General features: G+C 45.0%; 18 protein-coding genes. 13 read left to right on the top strand and 5 right to left on the bottom strand.

Annotation, left to right across the window (positions count from 1 at the left end):
- Positions 1–43: 43 nt before the first annotated feature.
- The gene (locus MUN34_RS10700; RefSeq protein ID WP_247857765.1) at positions 44–2,218 is read right to left on the bottom strand and encodes an ATP-dependent helicase; all 2,175 of its coding nucleotides are present in this window, start codon (positions 2,216–2,218) and stop codon (positions 44–46) included.
- Positions 2,219–2,443: 225 nt separating this feature from the next.
- Here MUN34_RS10700 and MUN34_RS10695 point away from each other — a divergent pair, with 225 nt between their 5' ends.
- Positions 2,444–2,938: a GNAT family N-acetyltransferase gene (locus MUN34_RS10695; protein WP_114596582.1), complete on the top strand. Its 495-nt coding sequence runs from the start codon at positions 2,444–2,446 to the stop codon at positions 2,936–2,938.
- A gap of 67 nt (positions 2,939–3,005) precedes the next feature.
- Here MUN34_RS10695 and MUN34_RS10690 read toward each other — a convergent pair whose 3' ends face one another.
- The 3 genes from MUN34_RS10690 to MUN34_RS10680 form a co-directional block, all read right to left on the bottom strand.
- Positions 3,006–4,466, bottom strand: a complete 1,461-nt coding sequence (locus MUN34_RS10690) for a glycoside hydrolase family 32 protein (protein ID WP_247857764.1) — start codon at positions 4,464–4,466, stop codon at positions 3,006–3,008.
- Between the two features lie 90 nt (positions 4,467–4,556).
- On the bottom strand, positions 4,557–6,155 hold the full coding sequence (locus MUN34_RS10685; protein WP_247857763.1) for a sensor domain-containing diguanylate cyclase: 1,599 nt from the start codon (positions 6,153–6,155) through the stop codon (positions 4,557–4,559).
- A gap of 46 nt (positions 6,156–6,201) precedes the next feature.
- Complete coding sequence (locus MUN34_RS10680; protein WP_247857762.1) at positions 6,202–6,687, bottom strand: GNAT family N-acetyltransferase; 486 nt, start codon at positions 6,685–6,687, stop codon at positions 6,202–6,204.
- 148 nt (positions 6,688–6,835) lie between these two features.
- Between MUN34_RS10680 and MUN34_RS10675 the strand changes: the two genes are divergently transcribed.
- On the top strand, positions 6,836–7,753 hold the full coding sequence (locus MUN34_RS10675; protein WP_247857761.1) for an ABC transporter ATP-binding protein: 918 nt from the start codon (positions 6,836–6,838) through the stop codon (positions 7,751–7,753).
- The gene (locus tag MUN34_RS10670) at positions 7,731–8,474 is read left to right on the top strand and encodes an ABC transporter permease (RefSeq protein WP_247857760.1); all 744 of its coding nucleotides are present in this window, start codon (positions 7,731–7,733) and stop codon (positions 8,472–8,474) included. Before MUN34_RS10675 ends, MUN34_RS10670 begins: the two co-directional genes overlap by 23 nt.
- 58 nt (positions 8,475–8,532) lie before the next feature.
- On the opposite strand, the gene MUN34_RS10665 is transcribed toward MUN34_RS10670, so the two are convergent.
- Entirely contained in the window at positions 8,533–9,159 is a 627-nt protein-coding gene (locus tag MUN34_RS10665; protein WP_247857759.1) for a YczE/YyaS/YitT family protein, read from the bottom strand.
- Between the two features lie 171 nt (positions 9,160–9,330).
- Between MUN34_RS10665 and MUN34_RS10660 the strand changes: the two genes are divergently transcribed.
- The 10 genes from MUN34_RS10660 (at position 9,331) to MUN34_RS10615 (ending at position 19,435) form a co-directional block, all read left to right on the top strand.
- On the top strand, positions 9,331–9,894 hold the full coding sequence (locus tag MUN34_RS10660; protein ID WP_026829076.1) for a glycerol-3-phosphate responsive antiterminator: 564 nt from the start codon (positions 9,331–9,333) through the stop codon (positions 9,892–9,894).
- Positions 9,895–10,083: 189 nt separating this feature from the next.
- The gene (locus MUN34_RS10655) at positions 10,084–10,908 is read left to right on the top strand and encodes an MIP/aquaporin family protein (RefSeq protein WP_012369619.1); all 825 of its coding nucleotides are present in this window, start codon (positions 10,084–10,086) and stop codon (positions 10,906–10,908) included.
- 34 nt (positions 10,909–10,942) lie between these two features.
- Positions 10,943–12,433 carry a glycerol kinase GlpK gene (gene glpK, locus MUN34_RS10650; protein WP_026829075.1) on the top strand — a complete coding sequence of 497 codons (1,491 nt, stop codon included), beginning with the start codon at positions 10,943–10,945 and terminating at the stop codon, positions 12,431–12,433.
- Between the two features lie 133 nt (positions 12,434–12,566).
- Complete coding sequence (locus MUN34_RS10645; RefSeq protein ID WP_026829074.1) at positions 12,567–14,222, top strand: glycerol-3-phosphate dehydrogenase/oxidase; 1,656 nt, start codon at positions 12,567–12,569, stop codon at positions 14,220–14,222.
- A gap of 137 nt (positions 14,223–14,359) precedes the next feature.
- The gene (locus MUN34_RS10640; RefSeq protein WP_247857758.1) at positions 14,360–15,043 is read left to right on the top strand and encodes a DsbA family oxidoreductase; all 684 of its coding nucleotides are present in this window, start codon (positions 14,360–14,362) and stop codon (positions 15,041–15,043) included.
- A gap of 30 nt (positions 15,044–15,073) precedes the next feature.
- Positions 15,074–16,063 carry a lipoate--protein ligase gene (lplA, locus tag MUN34_RS10635; RefSeq protein ID WP_026829072.1) on the top strand — a complete coding sequence of 330 codons (990 nt, stop codon included), beginning with the start codon at positions 15,074–15,076 and terminating at the stop codon, positions 16,061–16,063.
- Positions 16,064–16,114: 51 nt separating this feature from the next.
- The gene (locus MUN34_RS10630; RefSeq protein ID WP_034770001.1) at positions 16,115–17,002 is read left to right on the top strand and encodes an SDR family oxidoreductase; all 888 of its coding nucleotides are present in this window, start codon (positions 16,115–16,117) and stop codon (positions 17,000–17,002) included.
- 125 nt (positions 17,003–17,127) lie between these two features.
- Positions 17,128–18,672, top strand: a complete 1,545-nt coding sequence (locus MUN34_RS10625; protein ID WP_247857782.1) for a fatty acid--CoA ligase family protein — start codon at positions 17,128–17,130, stop codon at positions 18,670–18,672.
- Between the two features lie 75 nt (positions 18,673–18,747).
- Positions 18,748–19,182, top strand: a complete 435-nt coding sequence (mgsA, locus tag MUN34_RS10620) for a methylglyoxal synthase (protein WP_026829069.1) — start codon at positions 18,748–18,750, stop codon at positions 19,180–19,182.
- Positions 19,183–19,279: 97 nt separating this feature from the next.
- Positions 19,280–19,435, top strand: coding sequence for a hypothetical protein (locus MUN34_RS10615; protein ID WP_188005206.1), 156 nt, complete (start codon positions 19,280–19,282; stop codon positions 19,433–19,435).
- Positions 19,436–19,553: the final 118 nt, after the last annotated feature.

The raw sequence follows: 19,553 nt of genomic DNA, 5'->3' as shown, positions 1-19,553 counted from the left end.
TCATTTTTCACCGGACGAGTTCCAGTGGAAAATGAGTCTTTTTTTAAAGAATCGTTAACAGATGATTTTCGGAACAGACTTGCAGGGACAGTTGTTTATCGATGCCCTTATCAAACTGAATCTCGAGAACGTCGTCCATCAAATGAACAATCGTTCCCTCGCCGAAGGATTTATGACGAATTCGCATGTTCTTCTCGACGGCAAGAAGCGGTCCTGCTGGTTTGTCGTTCAAACTTGGAGCATAGCGGGCTTCTTTTCGTGCCTTTTGCTCCGGATGGAGAATCTGTCGGATATTGGCGATGAATAAGGATTCTTCGACCGGCTTTGACTTATACCGGTAAGACAACAGATGAAGATCGTGCCGTGCTCGTGTCATACCGACATAAAACAGGCGGACCGCTTCTTCCATTTCTTCAAGTTGTCCGTCTTTGTAAGATTTGATGTTATCTGAAGACGGAAGGACACCGTTGATTAAATCAATCATGAAGACACGATCGAATTCGAGTCCCTTGGCACTGTGAAAAGTGGATAAGGTGACGGCATTTTGATGTTTATTGGACTTCGCTTGACGCATTAATTGTTCGAGGTGCAAAATCCGTTCTTTAAAGGCAAGAGAGGTTGGAAGATCACTTGCGACATTTTCAATCGTATTGAGCATTTCCAGTAAAAAATCAATGCTGAATCCAAGACTGTCACTCATTTTTTTCAGATTTTTTTCATAACCCAGTTCATTGCGAATCAGTGCCAAAGCAGCAGCAGGACGGGCAGTTTGTATGGCGGTAAAAACGGATTTAATGGTTTTCAGTTGTTTTTTTTGATAAAACTTCATCTCGACATGTTGAATCAACAAGTCAAACACGTTTTCTCCGTTCCGCACTTCATAAAGACGCTGTAATTGAACTTTTGAGATGTATCCTGCAAATTTCGTATGAATTTGCGCCAAAACATCAACATCAGAAGGATCGTTTGCCAGTTCGATGAAATGTAAGACATCCTTTAAAACCCAATGGCTAAAGAATTTGTGGTCAACATCCTTAATATAAAAAGGGATTCCGGCTAAATCAAGGGCATTCATGATGTTGATCGAGGACGAGTTGTTGCGATATAAAATCGCCACTTCTTTAAAATTCGTTTCTTCACGTAATTGACGAATGACATACCGCGTTTGGTCTTCGTAAGCGGGCAAAGTTTCCACGGTGATGGCACGTGAAGACGGATTTTCCGTATACATCTTCTTAGGATAACGGACCTTATTACGCTGAATGAAACGATTGGCGGTCTCGACGATTTCTTTAGAGGAACGATAGTTTTGTTCCATATACAATACGGTCGCATCAGGATACGTATCCTTAAAGTGGATAATTTTTGATACATCCGCGCCACGCCAGCTGTACAACGTTTGATCATCATCGGCGACGACACAAAGGTTATTGTGAGGCAACGCCAGTTTTTCGACAAGTTGATGCTGGACTAGAGAAGTATCCTGACTTTCGTCCGTTAAAATATACTCAAAACGCCGTTGGTACGATCTAAGCAGTGCCGCATCTTCTGAAAGGATCGTATTGGCATACGTCAACATGTCATCAAAGTCCATCAGTGGGTGGAGCGGATCCCGCAATTTGAATTGTTCATAAGCGGAGTAAATCTCCGGGAAATGTTTAATGGTCGTTTTTAATGTTTCAATATCTTTCGTTGCCAATAACCGATTTTTAACGAAGGAAATCATTCGCAGTAATTCATCCATCTGATCTTCCGTAATGACGCTCCGATTAATTTCTTGGAAAATCCGGCGAAGAATCATTCGTTTATGCAACGGCTGTTCCGGACGGTGTGTTGCTGTTTTTTCAATGGCTCCTTCGATAATCGTATACTGAAGCCGATGTGTTGCCGCATAATCACGGACGACTTGAAAAGCAAAACTGTGAATCGTCGAGAAGGAAGCCGTTGTCCCGATTAAATGATGAAACCAATCGTGAAAACGTTCTGCCATCTCATGAGCAGCAGCTTTACTGAAAGTTAATCCGAGAATGGATCGGGGATTCACCTTTTTCTCGAGAATCAAATAGGCAATTTTAAAATTCAATGTTGTTGTTTTTCCTGAACCCGGGGAAGCGAGTAATAGGAGCGGACCTCGATCGTGTTCAATCGCTTGGCGCTGGACAGCATTTAGTTTGGTCCCGGTTTCCATCTCCATCCGTTCAAAAAAGTCTGGGGACATCGGTTTATTCACCTCTTACCTTTGTAAACTCAATTTTCTTTTCTTAGTTTAGCATTTTCAGCCGGACAATTGATTAAGTCTACACAAGAAGTGGAATATAAGTAAAGATAAAATCTTTTACAGGAACGTTCCTGAAGCATTGGCTAAAACATCTAGAACATGTAAAATGGAAATAGATGTAAGGGGAGTGTCGTGTCTCCTTGACTAATGGAAGGCGGAAAAAGTATGTCTCAAGTGAAGCTGTTTATGTATACCAACGAACATTATGAACAATGTGATGCGTTTATTCTTCCGGAAGAACAAATCCAATTTACGACATTTCCGACCGAGGTCGTATCGGAAGCGTTAAACAATCCAGATAAGTTTCCTGTCGTCATTAAAAAAGAAAAGGAAGTCGTCGGATTTTTCATCCTACATTTAAATCCACCGAAAACACACCGGACAGATGAACGCAGTGTCCTGTTGCGGGCTTTTTCAATTGATGCAAGACATCAGCAACAAGGCTATGCCAAAGAAGCAATGATGCAATTACCTGCATTCGTGAATGAGCATTTTCCGGAAGTAACGGCGATTACGTTAGCGGTCAATAAAAAGAATATCGCGGCAAAATCCTTGTACTTCAAAACAGGTTATGTGGATACGCTACAATCTGTCATGGGTCCGATTGGCGAGCAACACATATTAGCCTTTGATCTTCAAAAAGAAACAGCGCCTCAATAAAAAGCACATTCCTCAGCTGAGCTGTGAGGAATGTGCTTTTTTGCGGGAATCAAAAAGAATTAATGGCTTACAGGCCGTAAATGGCCAAATGAGCCGTCGCATCGCCTGTCAAAACGATACCTTGACTTGTCGCCTTCGGGAAAATCCGAGCGGAAGCAACAGCTTCTCCGTCATTTAGAAACACTTCGATTGACGAACGATCGACGAAGACCCGTAACGTATGCAATGGTTCAGTCAATACGATAGAACGAATCGTACCATATTCGAGGGCTGGCACCTCTGCACCTGATTGTCCTCGATCAATTGTGAATTGTTTCGTTTGTTGATCGTACCGCAGAACTGTTTGTTCCTGGTCACTGACCCGGAGCTTCACTTCCAATTGATCAGAGGAAAGTTGCAACTGGGACAGTTCGAGCTCGAAAATCTCTGCTTGTGCAGGCAGGAATTGATCAACCAACTCCAGTTCCTGTTCGTATAACGTTTCTTTACGGAGTGATGTCAGTTCCTGAACGGGTTTTTGACGCAACTGCTGATTTTCGAGTGTCAGTTCTCGGGGTAACGTCAAACCGTGCGCCCAGTTATAACGGTCACTTGGATACGAGATGTCAGGTAATCCCATCCAACCGACAAGAATCCGGCGTCCGTCTGCTGCGAGTGTCGTCTGGGGCGCGTAAAAATCAAATCCGAAATCCAGTTCAACAAAATCTTCATGTTGGAAAGCAAGCCCGGGAAGTGCAAGGGGTTGTCCCATCAAGTATCCGGATTGGAAGATGTTTTGGTAACGATCTCCCTCGGGAGCAATCCCTTGCGGACTGAACAGTAATAGCCCTTTTCCATCAAGTTCAAAATAATCGGGACATTCCCACATGTAGCCGAATTGATCGTAACGGGTGACGAGTTCTCCCATTAAGGTCCAGTTTTCCGCATCTTGCGATTGATACATCACTGTACAGCCGGTCAAATCGTCGCGTTGAGCCCCGATGATGCAGTACCATGTATCGTGATGCTGAAACACTTTAGGATCACGGAAGTGCTCGGTATAACCGGTTGGAACGGTTGGAATGGCAGGAGGCAGATGTTTGTCAATCCGACCGTCCGAACGAAGGTGACCGACGATTTGACTTGTGTGTCGTTTCCAATCTACATCCCGTTTGTTTCCTGTGTACATGATATGGACCTGATCATTTTTGATGAAACCACTTCCGGAGTAAGCCCCGTGTGAATCAGGATCGTCGTTTGGAATAAGGGCTGCCCCCTCATCGAACCAGTGCACTAAATCCTTCGAAGTCATGTGGTACCAGTATTTCAATCCGTGGACGGGGCCGAGTGGGAACCATTGGTAAAAAAGATGATACGTGCCGTTGTGGTAAACAAATCCGTTCGGATCGTTCAACAAGCCGGTTGGGGGTTGAATGTGAAAAGAAAACCGCCAAGGTGAGTTGCGTACTTCTTCTTTCATGAGTTGATACACTTCCGGTGCAAGATCGGAAAGCGGGCGATAGCGTGCTTCGCGTGTCCACTGATTCATGTTGTCAGCTCCTTGTTGTAAGTAGTTGGGGATTGCTTCTTCTATGCGTTCACATTACGGAGAAGCGGTGATCTTGTCAATGACGCCTCTTCAATGATGGAAGGTCAAGCATCCTTTACCCCGGTGTTTTGAATCGTACAAAGCAATATCTGCCCGGTGAATGACCTGTTCGATGGATTCTTCTGCCGAACGAATGGCGACGCCAATACTGGCTCCAATCAATAAAGTTTGTTGATTCAAAAGATACGGGTAAGAGAGCGTGTGGATGATATCTTTTCCGTACCGGTCGATATCTTCCGTCGAAATCGGTTCGTTGAGGATAATTAAAAACTCATCGCCACCAAGTCGTGCCGCAAGACCTTCATAACGTAAGGACTTTTGAAGACGGTCGGCAACTTCGATTAACAATAAATCACCCATGGCATGACCATACTGGTCATTGACGGCTTTGAAGCCATCTAAATCAAGATACAGGTAAATCTGATCATGCGTTTTACGAGACAGCCCATCTAAGTAATCAGATAAACCATTCCGGTTCGGCAGACCGGTCAAAGCATCGTGAAGAGCGAGTGACTCGTAAGTCGTCCGTTCTTGCTCGGTATGAGTTAATTTCGTCGTCAGTTCGCGTAAGGCGACGGACAGTACTTCAATCTCACGAATGCCGGTATGTGCCGGAATCGATTTGGATTGATCGTGCTGCATAGCTTCTGCTGCCAATGTTATTTTTTTTAAGGGACGAGTCAACAATCTGGCTACGAACCAACCGATGATAGCCGTCAGCAAAGAAGCAATCAATCCGGCAATCAGGATGTAGTTTCTCAAAGTACTTGCATCTGAAAAGGCAATTTGGCTCGGTTGACGAACGAGAACCGTCCAGCCGAGTCCGTCGTAATTTTTATATCCTTTACTTCCAGCGACACCGGCTAAATATTCTTGGTCGTTTTCCCAGTCGGAGATCCGGTATCCTTTTTGATTTCCGGCTAACCAGGAAGACGGTAAGTTTTTCCCGCGCCACTGCTTCGGACCGAGGAGAACAGTCCGGTTTTGTTTACTGACGATGAAGAATTCGACATCTTTAATCTGCGCCGTAGAACTTTGGAAACTTTGTTCGATTTCCTTGGCCCACTCGAAGCTGAGATGTGCGGCAAGGACACCACTCATTTTTCCGTTCGTGAACAACGGTGTGCTGATATCAACGAATTGCAACGGTTCGCCGCTCGGATTAGGGAGCAACTTGGCCAGTAAAACAGCGTCATGGACATCTCCGATAAACGGCTTTTTTTGTGCTTCCTGAAAGACAGGACGGGCTTTGATCGATTGACCTTCTAATATCTTTCCCGTTGAAGCAACGACTTGACCATTTGGATTCATCACACCAATCCATGAGAAGTCAGGGATTTGTTGTTGTAACTGTTCCAGCGTATTTCGTGTTTCAGACGGATTTTGTCCGTCACGAATCGTCGGCAACGTCCGTAAGACATTGACTTCAGCAGTACGGGACCACATGTAGTGATCCAGTTTATCGGATAACTGATAGGCCGTGGCGGACAACGTCGTTCCTACTTCATCCTGTAGACGGTCTGTTGCGCGATTGCTGATTAAAAATGTCAAGGAAAGTGTCATGACGAAAAAAAGACCGGCAATCAATAAGGCGAGTAAGGCATCAAAACGGATAGAAAATTTCTGCATGCAAAAAACTCCAATTCTACTAATGAGATAAACAGGATGCTTCTCATTATTTTAACATACGATCATCTGACGTTTTCATTTTGATAAAAACTTCGACAGGTTGATGATGACTCGATACGCCCTGCCGTTCGAAGCAAAAACCGAGATGTTCCCAAAAACGACGCCCCGACGTATTCGCAGTCAAGAAGGCTAGTCGAATGACAGGACAATCATGTAAATACTGTTCGTGGAAAAGATGGAAAATCATCGAACCGATGCCCTGGCGATGAAGCCGTTCGGGCATTAAAAACAACCCGATCCAGGTGGAGTGATCGGTTGGGTGTTCCGGTAAATAATCAATGAGGGCCAGTACATCTTCACCGTCAAGACAAAGGAGGCTAATCGTATCGGAGTTAAAAAATTCTTCTTCTAATTCGTGTTCTGATAAAGGAAGTGATCGACCTTCCAGTTGAACATAGTGCGGGTTTTCAGCATAGATGGATTGAATGGTTGGAAAATCTTTTTTTGTCACAGGAACGAATTGAAGTGGCATCGGGGTTCCTCCGGTTAAATAGAGTAGTGAATATCTTTTAGTATACGATTTTGAATTGGAAATGGATTACATAATTGTAAGAATAGGAACTTTTTTACGTTGAATCACGTACACTGAAGTAAGAAGAACAGCAAGAGGAGGAAAAAAGATGCTGAAAATTGAACACGTATCAAAACGTTTAGGCAAAGAACAGATTTTAAAGGATGTCAGCTTTGAAGTGGCGCCAGGAGAAGTGTTTGGATTTCTTGGACCAAACGGAGCAGGGAAAACAACGACCATCCGAATCATTACAGGACTAATGGAACAAGATGAGGGGACAGTCACCGTCAATGGTTTTGACGTCGTCCATGAACGCTCAAAAGCATTGACACAAATCGGTGCTATCGTCGAAAACCCGGCATTCTACACCTACATGACGGGGAAACAAAATCTTGTTCATGCCAAGAATCTGATTCCGGGTCTGACTCAGGTTGACTATGACGCATTAGCGAAACTCGTTGGTCTTGAAGGGAAACTGTCAAAAAAAGTCGGTGAATATTCACTCGGGATGAAACAACGTCTTGGAATTGCACGTGCTTTGTTACATAATCCACGGGTTTTGATTTTGGATGAACCGACAAATGGACTGGATCCGGCGGGAATTGCCGAACTGCGCGAATATCTCCGTACAATGGCACGTGAACAGGATATTGCGATTCTGATTTCTAGCCATATGTTAGGTGAGATGGAACAAATCAGTGACCGGTATGCGATCATCGACCAAGGGGTCATCAAATCGGTCGAGTCTGTCCGAAATGAGACGGGAGCCAAAATCATGATTCGTGTTCCGGAAATCAATGTACGCGACGTCATTGAAGCGTTACGGATTGCCAACTATCCGGCAGAACGCTTAAACGATCACATCATTATCACGGCACCTGAAAGTGAGACGCCGGTCATCGCTCGATTGATCGTACCGATTGCCGATCTACATGAACTGACTGTGAAACGGATGACACTGGAAGAACAATTCTTGCAAGTTACGAAAAAAGAGGGGGATTCACATGCTTTCGCTCATACAAAATGAATGGATGAAATGGTGGACGATGAAAAAATCAAAAATCGTCTTAGCTCTATACGTCGTTATCGTCGTCGGACTTGTTATTATCACAAAAATGAATGATTTTGACATGACGCGCAGTGAATATTATACGTTGGTTTCGACGATTTTATTCGGCTTGCTTGGCATCATTACGATTGTTTTCACGGCGGAGACCGTCGGGAATGAAGTCCGCTATGATACGATGAAACATTTGCTGATGAGTCCGTATTCGCGGATGACGATTTACTTCTCGAAACTGTTGTTTTCGATTTTAATCATGCTTGGTCAATTCATCTTTATCGCGGTCATTACGTACGCTGCTTCGTTTGCATTTTCTGAAGCCGGTGATGGTATCCAGTGGCGCGATACCGTCTTCTCACTCGTCACCCCGGTCTTTACGATTTTCATGACGTTATTCTTCTCGCTGGTCTTCCGCTCTGTCGGAATGATCATCGGTTTTACCGTGCTGGCTCAGTTCTTTACGTCGATTGCCGGAACGGTGTTACTTGCCTTTAAACCGGAAATCGCAAAATGGATTGTGTTGATGCACCTGGACTGGTCGATGTATTTCAAAGGCGCGTTGACTTACGGAACAGCAGAACCGATGGGAACGACGCTGACGTTTTCTGTCCTCTTCGTTTTGGCGCACATCTTGGTTTTATTCGGTGGATCGATCTTGATTTTCCAAAAAAAATCATATCTTTAAATTTTAAGAAAATCCTGTCTCCACTGTGACATTCACAGTGGAGACAGGATTTTCTTTGTCAGGTAACACGACGGGTGATGGGGAATGTTTTTTGGAAAAATTCAATTAGCGGACCGTTTAACAACAGAAAGACGAACGTTCCGACACCAATCCCGATCAGTTCGTGTTCAACGAGCGACAAAATACTCGCAATCAGGAATGGAATCGCCAGGCTGACCGTTGCACCGATCGAAGTACTTTTGAATCGGCTGATCAACGATTTCATCAAATAGTCGGGCGGCATCAGGACAAAGCCGATCTGCAGATACAGGGCCAGTCCAAGCGAAATCAGTGGCATTCCGATGACCATATACAAAATACGTGCCCACAGGGCGATCGGTGTATAGAGGAGCTGGTGAATCGATAAGAAGAAATCAATCGCTGTCCCGAACAGGACGACAAGGGAAAAGCTAAGTAAAATCGTCCACCAACTGAAGCGGCTGCCAAGAAGCAAAGCACTGATGAGTGCAAAAACATGCAGAACGACAATAGCGAGTCCGACGGTCAACGGCGAAATGCGAGCTAACGCTTCACTGGCAGATGTCCACGGGGCACTCCCGATGGCGGCCGTGACCATGAAGCTGTTGCCGAGGGCATTGATGAGGATGGAAAATAAATAAATGACGATTCTTTTTTGTTGACTCATGCGAGGCACAGGGAACCTTTTCCCTATGCTTCTCACCTCCATTTCAAATCAGTATCGTTAAGCTATACCCTAATTTAATCGTTCTTTTCATTTGTTTTCATAAAAAGAGGATTGCGAAAAACATTGCGGAGGCGACATACTAAGAACAAATCAAAGAAATGAGGACGCTATATGACGTACTTTGGTCAAAAGATTCTGCCGTCTGTCAGAAAGTTAGAAGACTTTGAAAAAATGTTGAAAAGTCCTTATGAGTACGGTGTACTACTCGAGATGCACGTCTCGCGCTTAAAGGCCGTCTATGAATTGGCACATCGGTATGATAAAAAAATGTTTTTGCATATGGATTTAGTTCAAGGGTTAAAAAACGATGAATTTGCGACCGAATATGTCTGCCAGGAATTAAAGCCCTATGGTGTCATCTCGACGAAGGCAAGTGTCATCGTAAAAGCCCGCCAAAAAAAGGTCAAGACGATGCAACGGATGTTTTTACTTGATTCGAGTTCACTTGAAAAAAGTTATCATCTGATGGAGCGGACGCAACCTGATTATATCGAAGTATTACCGGGATTGATGCCGAAGTATATTGAAGAGGTCAAACGAAAAACCGGAAAACTGGTGTTCGCCGGTGGACTGATTGATACCGTTGAGGAAGTGGAGCAAGCAATCGCAGCTGGAGCATCGAGTATTACGACATCCAATAAAGAGTTGTGGAAATACTTTGAACCAAACAAATGAAAACGCTATGATAAATATCACGTAAATCATTTGACAGCGTTTTCATCGATTGCTATAGTGAAAACAAGTTGATACGAAGTGACGGAGAAATCGGAGATTCACGCTTTCATGCTTTTTGAGAACATTCAAAAAGCCGAGGCGCGAATCTCTTTTTTTGTTGCTTTTTTCACATACAAAGGGGGAAATTATATGTCACCGGTATTAGCAGAGTTTTTAGGGACAGCACTTCTCGTGGCGTTCGGGAATGGTGTCGGAGCAGGTGTCACATTATCGAAATCCTACGCGAAAGATGCCGGCTGGATCGTCATTACGTTAGCTTGGGGTTTTGCGGTGGCACTCTCTGCCTATGCAGTCGGTCAATTCAGTGGCGCACACTTGAATCCGGCCGTAACACTTGGTCTTGCTTTTGACGGATCATTTGCTTGGGCGGATGTTCCGGGATACATCGTGGCGCAAATATTAGGCGGGATTGCTGGAGCGAGTATCGTATTCGTTCACTACTTGCCACACTGGGCAGAAACGAAAGACCCGGCGGCAAAACTGGGTGTTTTCGCGACATCGCCTGCGATTCCACATACATTTGCGAATGTCATGAGTGAATTGATTGCGACGTTTTTACTCGTCATTGGGATTTTATCAATTGGAGCCAATACGTTTTCAGACGGTCTGAATCCATTAGTCGTCGGTGTCTTGATTGTCGGTCTCGGGATGTCGTTTGGGGGGACGACGGGATACGCGATGAACCCGGCACGTGATTTAGGTCCACGGATTGCGCATTTTATCCTGCCGATTGCAGGAAAAGGTTCTTCTAACTGGGGTTATGCCTGGATTCCGGTGCTCGGTCCAGTTCTTGGCGGAAGTCTTGGTGGATTGTTTTACCGATCCGTCTTCTCCGGGAAAGATACACCGGCATTTGTGATTGTCGGACTTGTGACAATCGTCATATTAGGTTTATGCTATAAATTCGGTGTTCGTCCGAATAAATCAACGTCAGTGAAGTCGAAGTCAGCTTAAGCTTAACTTACTAGATACAAAGGATGGGGAAGAGATGGAGAACTACATTTTGTCATTAGATCAAGGAACAACGAGTACACGGGCGATTTTATTCAACCGTTCCGGAGAAATCGTTCATTCCGCACAACGTGAGTTTACGCAGTACTTTCCAAAACCAGGTTGGGTCGAACACAATGCCAATGAAATTTGGGGAAGTGTCCTTGCGGTCGTTGCAACCTGTTTAACGGAAGCCAACGTCAAAGCGACACAAATCGCTGGAATCGGCATTACGAACCAACGGGAAACAGCGGTCGTCTGGGAGAAAGAGACTGGAAAACCGATTCATAATGCAGTTGTCTGGCAATCGAGACAAACAGCTGAAATTTGTGAAGAGTTACGGAGTGCAGGACATGCCGAATTGTTCCGTGCAAAAACAGGTTTGTTGATTGATGCCTATTTCTCCGGAACGAAGGTCAAGTGGATTCTTGATCACGTTGAAGGTTCCCGGGAACGGGCAGAACGTGGTGAACTGTTGTTTGGAACGATTGATACCTGGTTGATTTGGAAGTTGTCAGGCGGTAAAGCCCATGTCACGGATTATTCCAATGCCAGCCGGACGTTGATGTATAACATCCACGAGCTGAAATGGGATGACGAATTACTTCAGCTCCTCGATGTTCCAAAAGCCATGCTTCCTGAAGTCCGTCCGTCTTCTGAAGTTTATGCGCATACAGCTGGCTATCACTTCTTCGGTGAATCGGTTCCGATTGCCGGAGCTGCCGGAGATCAACAGGCCGCTTTATTCGGTCAAGCTTGTTTCGAAAAAGGAATGGCGAAAAACACATACGGAACAGGATGTTTCATGTTGCTGAATACGGGCGACAAAGCTGTGACATCGGAACACGGTCTCTTGACGACGATTGCGTGGGGAATCGACGGGAAAGTCCAGTATGCGCTCGAAGGCAGTATTTTTGTGGCCGGTTCAGCGATTCAATGGTTACGAGATGGTCTTCGCCTGATTAACGATGCGAAGGAAACAGAAGCTTACGCAACGCGTGTGACGTCTTCAGACGGGGTCTACGTCGTTCCTGCATTCGTCGGTCTCGGGACACCGTACTGGGACAGTGATGTCCGTGGTGCAGTCTTCGGTCTGACGCGGGGAACGGAAAAAGAACACTTCATCCGGGCGACACTTGAATCGCTGGCATATCAGACGCGTGACGTCTTGACAGCGATGGAACAGGATTCCGGAATCGAAATGTCTGCCTTACGTGTCGATGGTGGTGCCGTTAAAAATGATTTCCTCATGCAATTCCAGAGTGATATCATCCAGGCACCGGTCGAGCGTCCGGAAATTAATGAAACGACGGCCCTCGGGGCAGCATATCTTGCAGGACTAGCTGTTGGATTCTTTGAGAATCAAAAACAGATTTCAGCCCACTGGAAGATGGATCGTCGCTTTGAGATGGATATGGCGGAAGCAGAGAGCGAAGATCTTTACGCTGGATGGAAAAAAGCTGTTCAAGCGGCGATGTTGTTTAAATGATGTGACATATGTTATATTAGGTACAAGTTAATAAACCGGTCGGAGAATATGGAGAGACCACAGCAACAGTTGACACCGTCAGTCTGTTTGTTGTGGTCTCTTTTTTTTCGAACCCATACAGGAGGAACTATTCATGGCAAACCAACAATTTTCAAGCAAAAACCGTGCAGAGGTCTACAATCGATTAACGCGTGAAGAACTTGATCTACTTGTCGTAGGTGGAGGAATCACGGGAGCTGGGATCGCACTTGATGCCGCGTCACGTGGCATGAAGATTGGACTCGTTGAGATGCAAGACTTTGCAGCGGGAACGTCAAGCCGTTCAACGAAATTGGTTCATGGTGGTTTACGTTATTTGAAACAATTCGAAATCCAAATGGTCGCCGAAGTCGGGAAAGAACGGGCCATCGTTTATGAAAACGGACCACACGTTACGACACCGGAATGGATGTTGTTACCGATGCATAAAGGCGGTACGTTCGGACCGTTCAGTACGTCAATCGGGTTACGTGTTTATGATTTCTTGGCAGGCGTTAAGCGTTCAGAGTGGCGTTCAATGTTGTCGGCAAAAGAAACATTGGCAAAAGAGCCGCTTGTGAAACAAGACGGTTTAAAAGGCGGCGGTTACTACGTTGAGTATCGGACAGATGATGCCCGTTTAACGATCGAAGTCATGAAAGAAGCAGTTGCTCACGGAGCACGTGTCGTCAACTACACGAAAGCGGAAGAAATTCTGTATGAAAACGGAAAAGTCGTCGGAATGCGTGTGACGGATCTCGCGACAGGAGACGTACATGAAATTCGTGCGAAGAAAGTCGTGAATGCAACCGGTCCTTGGGTCGATGAATTGCGTGAAAAAGACGGTTCGAAAGTCGGAAAACAACTGCGTTTGACAAAAGGGGTTCACGTCGTCATCGATCAGTCAAAATTCCCGCTGAAACAAGCAGTCTACTTTGATACACCGGATGGCCGGATGATCTTTGCCATTCCACGCGACGGAAAAGCTTATGTTGGAACAACAGATACGTTCTTTGACAAAGACACATCACATCCGAAGTTTACAGTCGAAGATCAAGAGTATGTCCTCGATGCGATTCATTACATGTTCCCTGAAGTGAAAGTGACAGCGGAAGATGTAGAATCAAGCTGGGCTGGTGTTCGTCCATTGATTTATGAACAAGGAAAAGACCCGTCTGAAATTTCGCGGAAAGACGAAGTATGGCAGTCTGAATCCGGTTTGATTACGATTGCCGGCGGAAAACTGACTGGCTATCGTAAAATGGGTGAGCATGTCGTTGACCTTGTCGCCAAATTATTAAAACAAGAAACAAACCGTGCCTATGCACGGTGTGCAACAAAAAACATGCCGATTTCAGGCGGTCATGTCGGAGGGGCAGCTGGATACGCGAAGTTCTTGAAATCACAAGCACCAGCAAACGGATTAACATCAGAAGAAGTGTTATTCCTTGCGAAACGATATGGCTCAAACGTGCCGGTCGTTCTTGAATATGCGGCAGCGTATGATGCGGCTGAAACAGAATTACCGCGTGATGTCTATGCACAGCTTCATTACGGAATCAACCACGAAATGGTGGCACGTCCAATCGATTTCTTCATCCGACGTACTGGCGCTGTCTTCTTTGATATTGCTTGGGCACGTCAGTATAAAGAAGCGGTCATCAAAGAGATGGCTCGTCACTTGAACTGGACACCTGCGCAAACAGCAGAGTATACAAAAGAACTCGATATCGAAATTGAGGATGCGGCTCACGCACTCGTCACAGAATAAATACTTGTTCGACAAAAACTCCTTTGCTTTCGGCAAAGGAGTTTTTTGCTGTCATATGAAATCAGATTCATTGCAAGCAAACGTTCGGGCGATTATGCTAAACGTACATGATATCTATATGAAGGAGATGGAACAAGATGAAAGTAGAAGTCTGGTCAGATTACGCATGTCCGTTTTGTTATATCGGTAAAAAACGTTTGGAAAAGGCAATTGAGGCAAATGGTGCAACGAACGTCGAGGTAGAGTTCAAAAGTTTTGAGCTTGACCCGGCAGCACCTGAAACACCGACGATGGGGCTGTATGAAATTTTAGCGGCGAAGTACGGAACATCCGTTGAACAAGCGCGATCAATGTCACAAGGAGTCGTTGATTCCGCGAAGACAGACGGTCTGGCATACGAAATGGATCGTGTCATTCCGGCAAACACATTTAAAGCTCACCGCCTGACTCAACTCGCTAAAAAACATGATAAAATGGATGAAGTATCAGAAGGATTGTTCCAAGCCTATTTCATGAACGGTGAAAATTTAAATGATGATTCGATTTTGACGCGGATTGCGACCGAAGCTGGACTGGAGACAGCAACCGTCGAGGCATTTCTCGCATCTGACGAATCTTCTGATGAAGTACGTCAAGAAGAAGACATGGCTCGTGAACTAGGTGTGACCGGTGTACCGTTCTTTGTATTCGACCGGAAGTATGCGATTTCAGGAGCACAGCCTGTTGAAGCCTTCAGCCAAGTGTTGGACCGGATGCAGCAGGAACAAAAAGTAGAAATCGTAGCTGAAGGTGATGCCTGCGGAGTCGACGGCTGTAACTAAATTTGCTTGTTAAAGGAGTACATGAAACTTATGAAATTCATTTTCCATCCAGATATCCACGATGCACGGATCAATCTTGCTGTCGAGGACTTTATTTTAAATAATTTAAATGTCAGCGAAGAAGATTATTTCCTGTTCTACATCAACGGTCCGTCGATTATCGTCGGTAAAAACCAAAATACGAACGAGGAAGTCAACTTAAAATACGTTGAGGAAAACGGTATTCATGTGGTTCGTCGCCTGTCAGGCGGCGGTGCCGTTTACCACGATCTCGGCAATCTGAACTTCAGTTTCCTGACGAAAGATGATGGAGATTCATTCAACAACTATAAAAAATTCACGGAGCCGGTCGTAAAAGCACTGCACAAATTGGGTGTCGAAGCAGAGCTTTCCGGTCGTAATGACATTCATGTCGGAACCCGTAAAATCAGCGGAAACGCACAGTTTACGACAAAAGGCCGGATGTTCAGCCATGGTACATTGATGCTTGATTCGAACATTGAAGAAGTCGTCAATGCATTGGTCGTCAGTGAAGAAAAAATGCGCTCAAAAGGAATCAAATCGGTCCGCAGCCGGGTCGCGAACATTTCGGAATTTTTGACAGAGCCATTGACGATGGATGAATTCGTCGAACATCTCCTTGAATCGATTTATGAAGGAAAAGAGATGGAACGTTACGTCTTAACGGATGAAGATTGGGCAAAAGTTCATGCGATTTCAGCGGAACGTTACGGAAATTGGGATTGGAATTTCGGTAAATCACCGAAGTTTGATGTGATCCATAAAAAACGATTCCCGATCGGAACGATTGATTTCCGGTTGAATGTGAAAAAAGGAATCATCGAGGAAGCGAAAATTTACGGAGACTTCTTCGGGGTTGAGGACGCGTCAGAAATCGCCCGGGCATTAGAAGGAAAACGGTATGACCGGTCTTCGTTACGCGAAGTCTTGAGTCAGTACGAATTAAAGAAATATTTTGGTGCCGTGGAGCTGGACGAAGTGCTTGACGTTTTAGCATAAGCTTTTTTGGGAAAACTCTCTCTATCAACTTGCATAGGGGGAGCTTTTTTCATGGGCTACAATAAAGATAACTTTTTAGAGGGTACATTAAACGACTTCATCAATTTTGAAAAAGTTTCTGAGGGACTACCGAAAACGGAAGATCAACAGCCGTTGCCGTATTATGAGCGGGACGATTACCGTGCTGCCGGAAAATTAAAAGGGAAAGTCGCAATCGTGACAGGTGGGAATTCAGGAATTGGACGGGCCATCTCGATTGCTTATACATTAGAAGGTGCTAAAATCGTCATCGCGTTTTACGGCGACAAAGAAGGTGCCGAAGAAACAAAAGCCCGTCTCGAAGAACTCGGTGGCGAAGTGTTACTTTCGCAAGGAGACATCGGAGACGGTGCCTATTGTGAAGAACTCGTCAAAAAAACCATCGACCGTTTTGGTCGTCTTGATATCGTCGTCAACAATGCCAGTATGCAAAAACCGGAAGATTCGTTGCTCGACATCACGGATGAGTCCATGGAAAAAACATTCAAAACGAATATTTTCGGAATGATGCGTTTAGCACGCGCCGCCTTACCTCACTTGACGCTCGGCTCAGCCATCATCAATACGACTTCTTCGACAGCGTATGAAGGAAACTCACTGTTAATCGATTATTCGTCGACAAAAGGAGCCATCGTCAGCTTTACACGCAGTCTGTCGATGAACCTTGCGAAACAGGGAATCCGTGTCAATGCGGTTGCACCGGGTCCGATTTGGACACCGTTGATTACAGATACATTCCCTGATGAATCTGTAAAAACATTTGGTAAAAATACACCTATGGATCGTCCTGGACAACCGGCAGAAATGGCTTCAGCCTATGTCTTCTTAGCTTGTAACGATTCAAGTTATATGACCGGTCAAGTCCTGCATCTAAACGGTGGCGTCATCGTTAACGGTTAAAAAGAAAGAACGTGAAAACGTTTCCATAAAATGCTACACTATCCATACAGGCGGACACGTCATGTATGGATTTTTTTTGCATTAAAAATGAACGGTTATTCATTCGAAGGGGGAAGCTAGTTATGATGGGATTGATTCATTCGGTGGAAGAAACGGCTCGGCAACGTCCGGATAGCATCGCCTACGTATTTGAAGATGTCGCAGTCAGTTATCGTGAATTTGTTGAGAAGTTTCACCGGGCCGCCGGAGCACTCGAGTCACATGGAATTCGAAAAGGGGATCACGTTGCTCTAATACTTGGGAATAGTCCGGCTTTCTTGATTGGTTATTATGCTGTCATGAAGCAGGGAGCGGTTGCCATCCCGATCAATCCGACCTATACGCCGGATGAACTCGGTTACATCTTAATGAACGGGGATGTCAAAGGAATTCTAGGAATCGCACCTCTCGTTGAAGCGGCAAAAGAGCGATTGGTTCATTTACCGCATCTTGCCGTCGTAGTCTCCGTTCCGTTTAACGGTCAAGTCGGTCCTGAAGAACACCTTGGAAATGTTCAGTTCACGACGCTTGAACGTTGGTTAGAGATTGAACATCCGATTCAAGAAGTGACGTATGAAATGGATGAGACCGCCGTCATCCTGTATACGAGCGGGACGACAGGGAAACCAAAAGGAGCGATGTTATCACATCGAAACCTGACTTCCAATGCACGTTCCATCGGGGAATACTTAAATGTCTCGGAACAGGACCGGACACTCGCTGTGTTACCGATGTTTCATGTATTTTGTTTGACGGTCGTCGTCAATGCGTCACTGGCACACGGGGCGACGGTTATCATCGCCTCTCGTTTTTCACCACAGGAGACATTTGAACTGGCGAAAAAAGAACAGGTAACGATTTTTGCTGGTGTACCGACGATGTATAACTTCTTGTTACAGACAGTAAAAGCGCATCCGGAATATACGAATACGTTTGACTCCATCCGTTTGTTCGTTTCAGGTGGAGCCAGTTTACCGGTCCCGCTGCTTCAAACATTTGATCAAACCTTCAACTGCCATATCCTTGAAGGGTACGGTCTATCAGAAGCTTCTCCCGTCACCTGTTTCAATCCTTTGGATGGAGTGCAAAAGCCGGGCTCGATCGGACCTTCAATCATCGACGTTGAAAACAAGGTCGTCGACGAGCTCGGACAGGAAGTTCCGATTGGTCAAGTCGGAGAATTGATCGTACGCGGTCCGAACATCATGACCGGTTACTACAAAATGCCTGAAGAAACACAAGCGACGCTAAAAGAAGGATGGCTCTACACCGGTGATTTAGCAAGACAAGACGAGGATGGATACTTTTATATCGTCGACCGGAAAAAAGATATGATTATCGTCGGCGGATATAATGTCTATCCCCGTGAAGTCGAGGAAATCTTATATCAACATCCATCGATTGTCGAAGCAGCTGTCATCGGTATACCGGATGAAGAAATGGGCGAAGCAGTGAAGGCGTTTGTTGTCTTGCGTGAACCGTTGACCGAAACGGAAGTCCTCGATTTCTGTGCCGTTTCACTCGCAAAGTATAAGTGCCCGACACGGATTGAATTCATTGATCAATTGCCACGGAATACAACCGGTAAGATTTTACGGACTGTATTAAAAAAACAACCAACCAATTCATAATTTAAATATAGCAAAAAGAACTTCAGGTTTCTGAAGTTCTTTTTGCGTGCATATAGGTAAGGAGGGGGAGAGGAAATGAATATTGCTTTAATTGCACATGATGAAAAAAAAGACGAGATGATGATGTTTACACGGGCGTATGAAGCTTATTTTGACAAAAATACTTTATATGCCACAGGTACGACAGGACAACGAATCATGGAGGCAACAGGATTAACGGTCCACCGCTGTAAATCGGGACCGCTTGGAGGAGATCAGGAAATCGGAGCGATGGTCGCTCGGGGAGAAATTGATATCGTCATTTTTCTGCGGGATCCTCTGACGGCCCAACCGCATGAACCGGACGTATCGGCTTTGATCCGATTGTGTGACGTCTATGATTTACCACTTGCGACAAATGTCGGAACCGCCGAAATCTTGATTAATGGGTTGGAACAGGGAGCGTTTCAATGGCGTGATATCATTCGGAAACGTCATGAAGAAGAACAACGGAAATTTTTAACCGATTAATTATCTGAGAATGCTTCTCATTTTCTATCAAGCATGATATAGTCATCTTGAGGATGATACTGATTATCAATTGCGATAGAAAAGGGTGGCGAAAACAATGGAGATTATTTTAATGGCTGGTGTAACCGTCTTACTTGGTGGCGGTGCCACGTTCCTGACACACGTAGTGAAAACGGAACGCCGTCATGTATCGGCAAACACAAAAACACATGTAGAACGTGCGACATATCCATCGTTGCGCCTTGTAAAATAATTAGTTCTAATGTACGCCGCTCTTTTCTTCAGAAAAGAGCGTTTTTTTGTATAATTTTAGATTCTCCCATAATTCTGCGGAAATCCTTTGTTACACTGAAAAAAAGAACTTAAGCAGG

Source organism: Exiguobacterium sp. 17-1 (genome assembly GCF_023096305.1).
Classification (GTDB): Bacteria; Bacillota; Bacilli; order Exiguobacteriales; family Exiguobacteriaceae; genus Exiguobacterium_A; species Exiguobacterium_A sibiricum_A.
The sequence above is the reverse complement of the archived record's forward strand: the minus strand, read 5'-3'. Positions and strand labels throughout refer to the sequence as shown.

Bases quoted from the DNA above. Each gene is read 5' to 3' on its own strand.
- MUN34_RS10700 (WP_247857765.1), bottom strand. From the start codon at position 2,218: ATGTCCCCAGACTTTTTTGAACGGATGGAGATGGAAACCGGGACCAAA.
- MUN34_RS10695 (WP_114596582.1), top strand. From the start codon at position 2,444: ATGTCTCAAGTGAAGCTGTTTATGTATACCAACGAACATTATGAACAA.
- MUN34_RS10690 (WP_247857764.1), bottom strand. From the start codon at position 4,466: ATGAATCAGTGGACACGCGAAGCACGCTATCGCCCGCTTTCCGATCTT.
- MUN34_RS10685 (WP_247857763.1), bottom strand. From the start codon at position 6,155: ATGCAGAAATTTTCTATCCGTTTTGATGCCTTACTCGCCTTATTGATT.
- MUN34_RS10680 (WP_247857762.1), bottom strand. From the start codon at position 6,687: ATGCCACTTCAATTCGTTCCTGTGACAAAAAAAGATTTTCCAACCATT.
- MUN34_RS10675 (WP_247857761.1), top strand. From the start codon at position 6,836: ATGCTGAAAATTGAACACGTATCAAAACGTTTAGGCAAAGAACAGATT.
- MUN34_RS10670 (WP_247857760.1), top strand. From the start codon at position 7,731: ATGCTTTCGCTCATACAAAATGAATGGATGAAATGGTGGACGATGAAA.
- MUN34_RS10665 (WP_247857759.1), bottom strand. From the start codon at position 9,159: ATGAGTCAACAAAAAAGAATCGTCATTTATTTATTTTCCATCCTCATC.
- MUN34_RS10660 (WP_026829076.1), top strand. From the start codon at position 9,331: ATGACGTACTTTGGTCAAAAGATTCTGCCGTCTGTCAGAAAGTTAGAA.
- MUN34_RS10655 (WP_012369619.1), top strand. From the start codon at position 10,084: ATGTCACCGGTATTAGCAGAGTTTTTAGGGACAGCACTTCTCGTGGCG.
- glpK (WP_026829075.1), top strand. From the start codon at position 10,943: ATGGAGAACTACATTTTGTCATTAGATCAAGGAACAACGAGTACACGG.
- MUN34_RS10645 (WP_026829074.1), top strand. From the start codon at position 12,567: ATGGCAAACCAACAATTTTCAAGCAAAAACCGTGCAGAGGTCTACAAT.
- MUN34_RS10640 (WP_247857758.1), top strand. From the start codon at position 14,360: ATGAAAGTAGAAGTCTGGTCAGATTACGCATGTCCGTTTTGTTATATC.
- lplA (WP_026829072.1), top strand. From the start codon at position 15,074: ATGAAATTCATTTTCCATCCAGATATCCACGATGCACGGATCAATCTT.
- MUN34_RS10630 (WP_034770001.1), top strand. From the start codon at position 16,115: ATGGGCTACAATAAAGATAACTTTTTAGAGGGTACATTAAACGACTTC.
- MUN34_RS10625 (WP_247857782.1), top strand. From the start codon at position 17,128: ATGGGATTGATTCATTCGGTGGAAGAAACGGCTCGGCAACGTCCGGAT.
- mgsA (WP_026829069.1), top strand. From the start codon at position 18,748: ATGAATATTGCTTTAATTGCACATGATGAAAAAAAAGACGAGATGATG.
- MUN34_RS10615 (WP_188005206.1), top strand. From the start codon at position 19,280: ATGGAGATTATTTTAATGGCTGGTGTAACCGTCTTACTTGGTGGCGGT.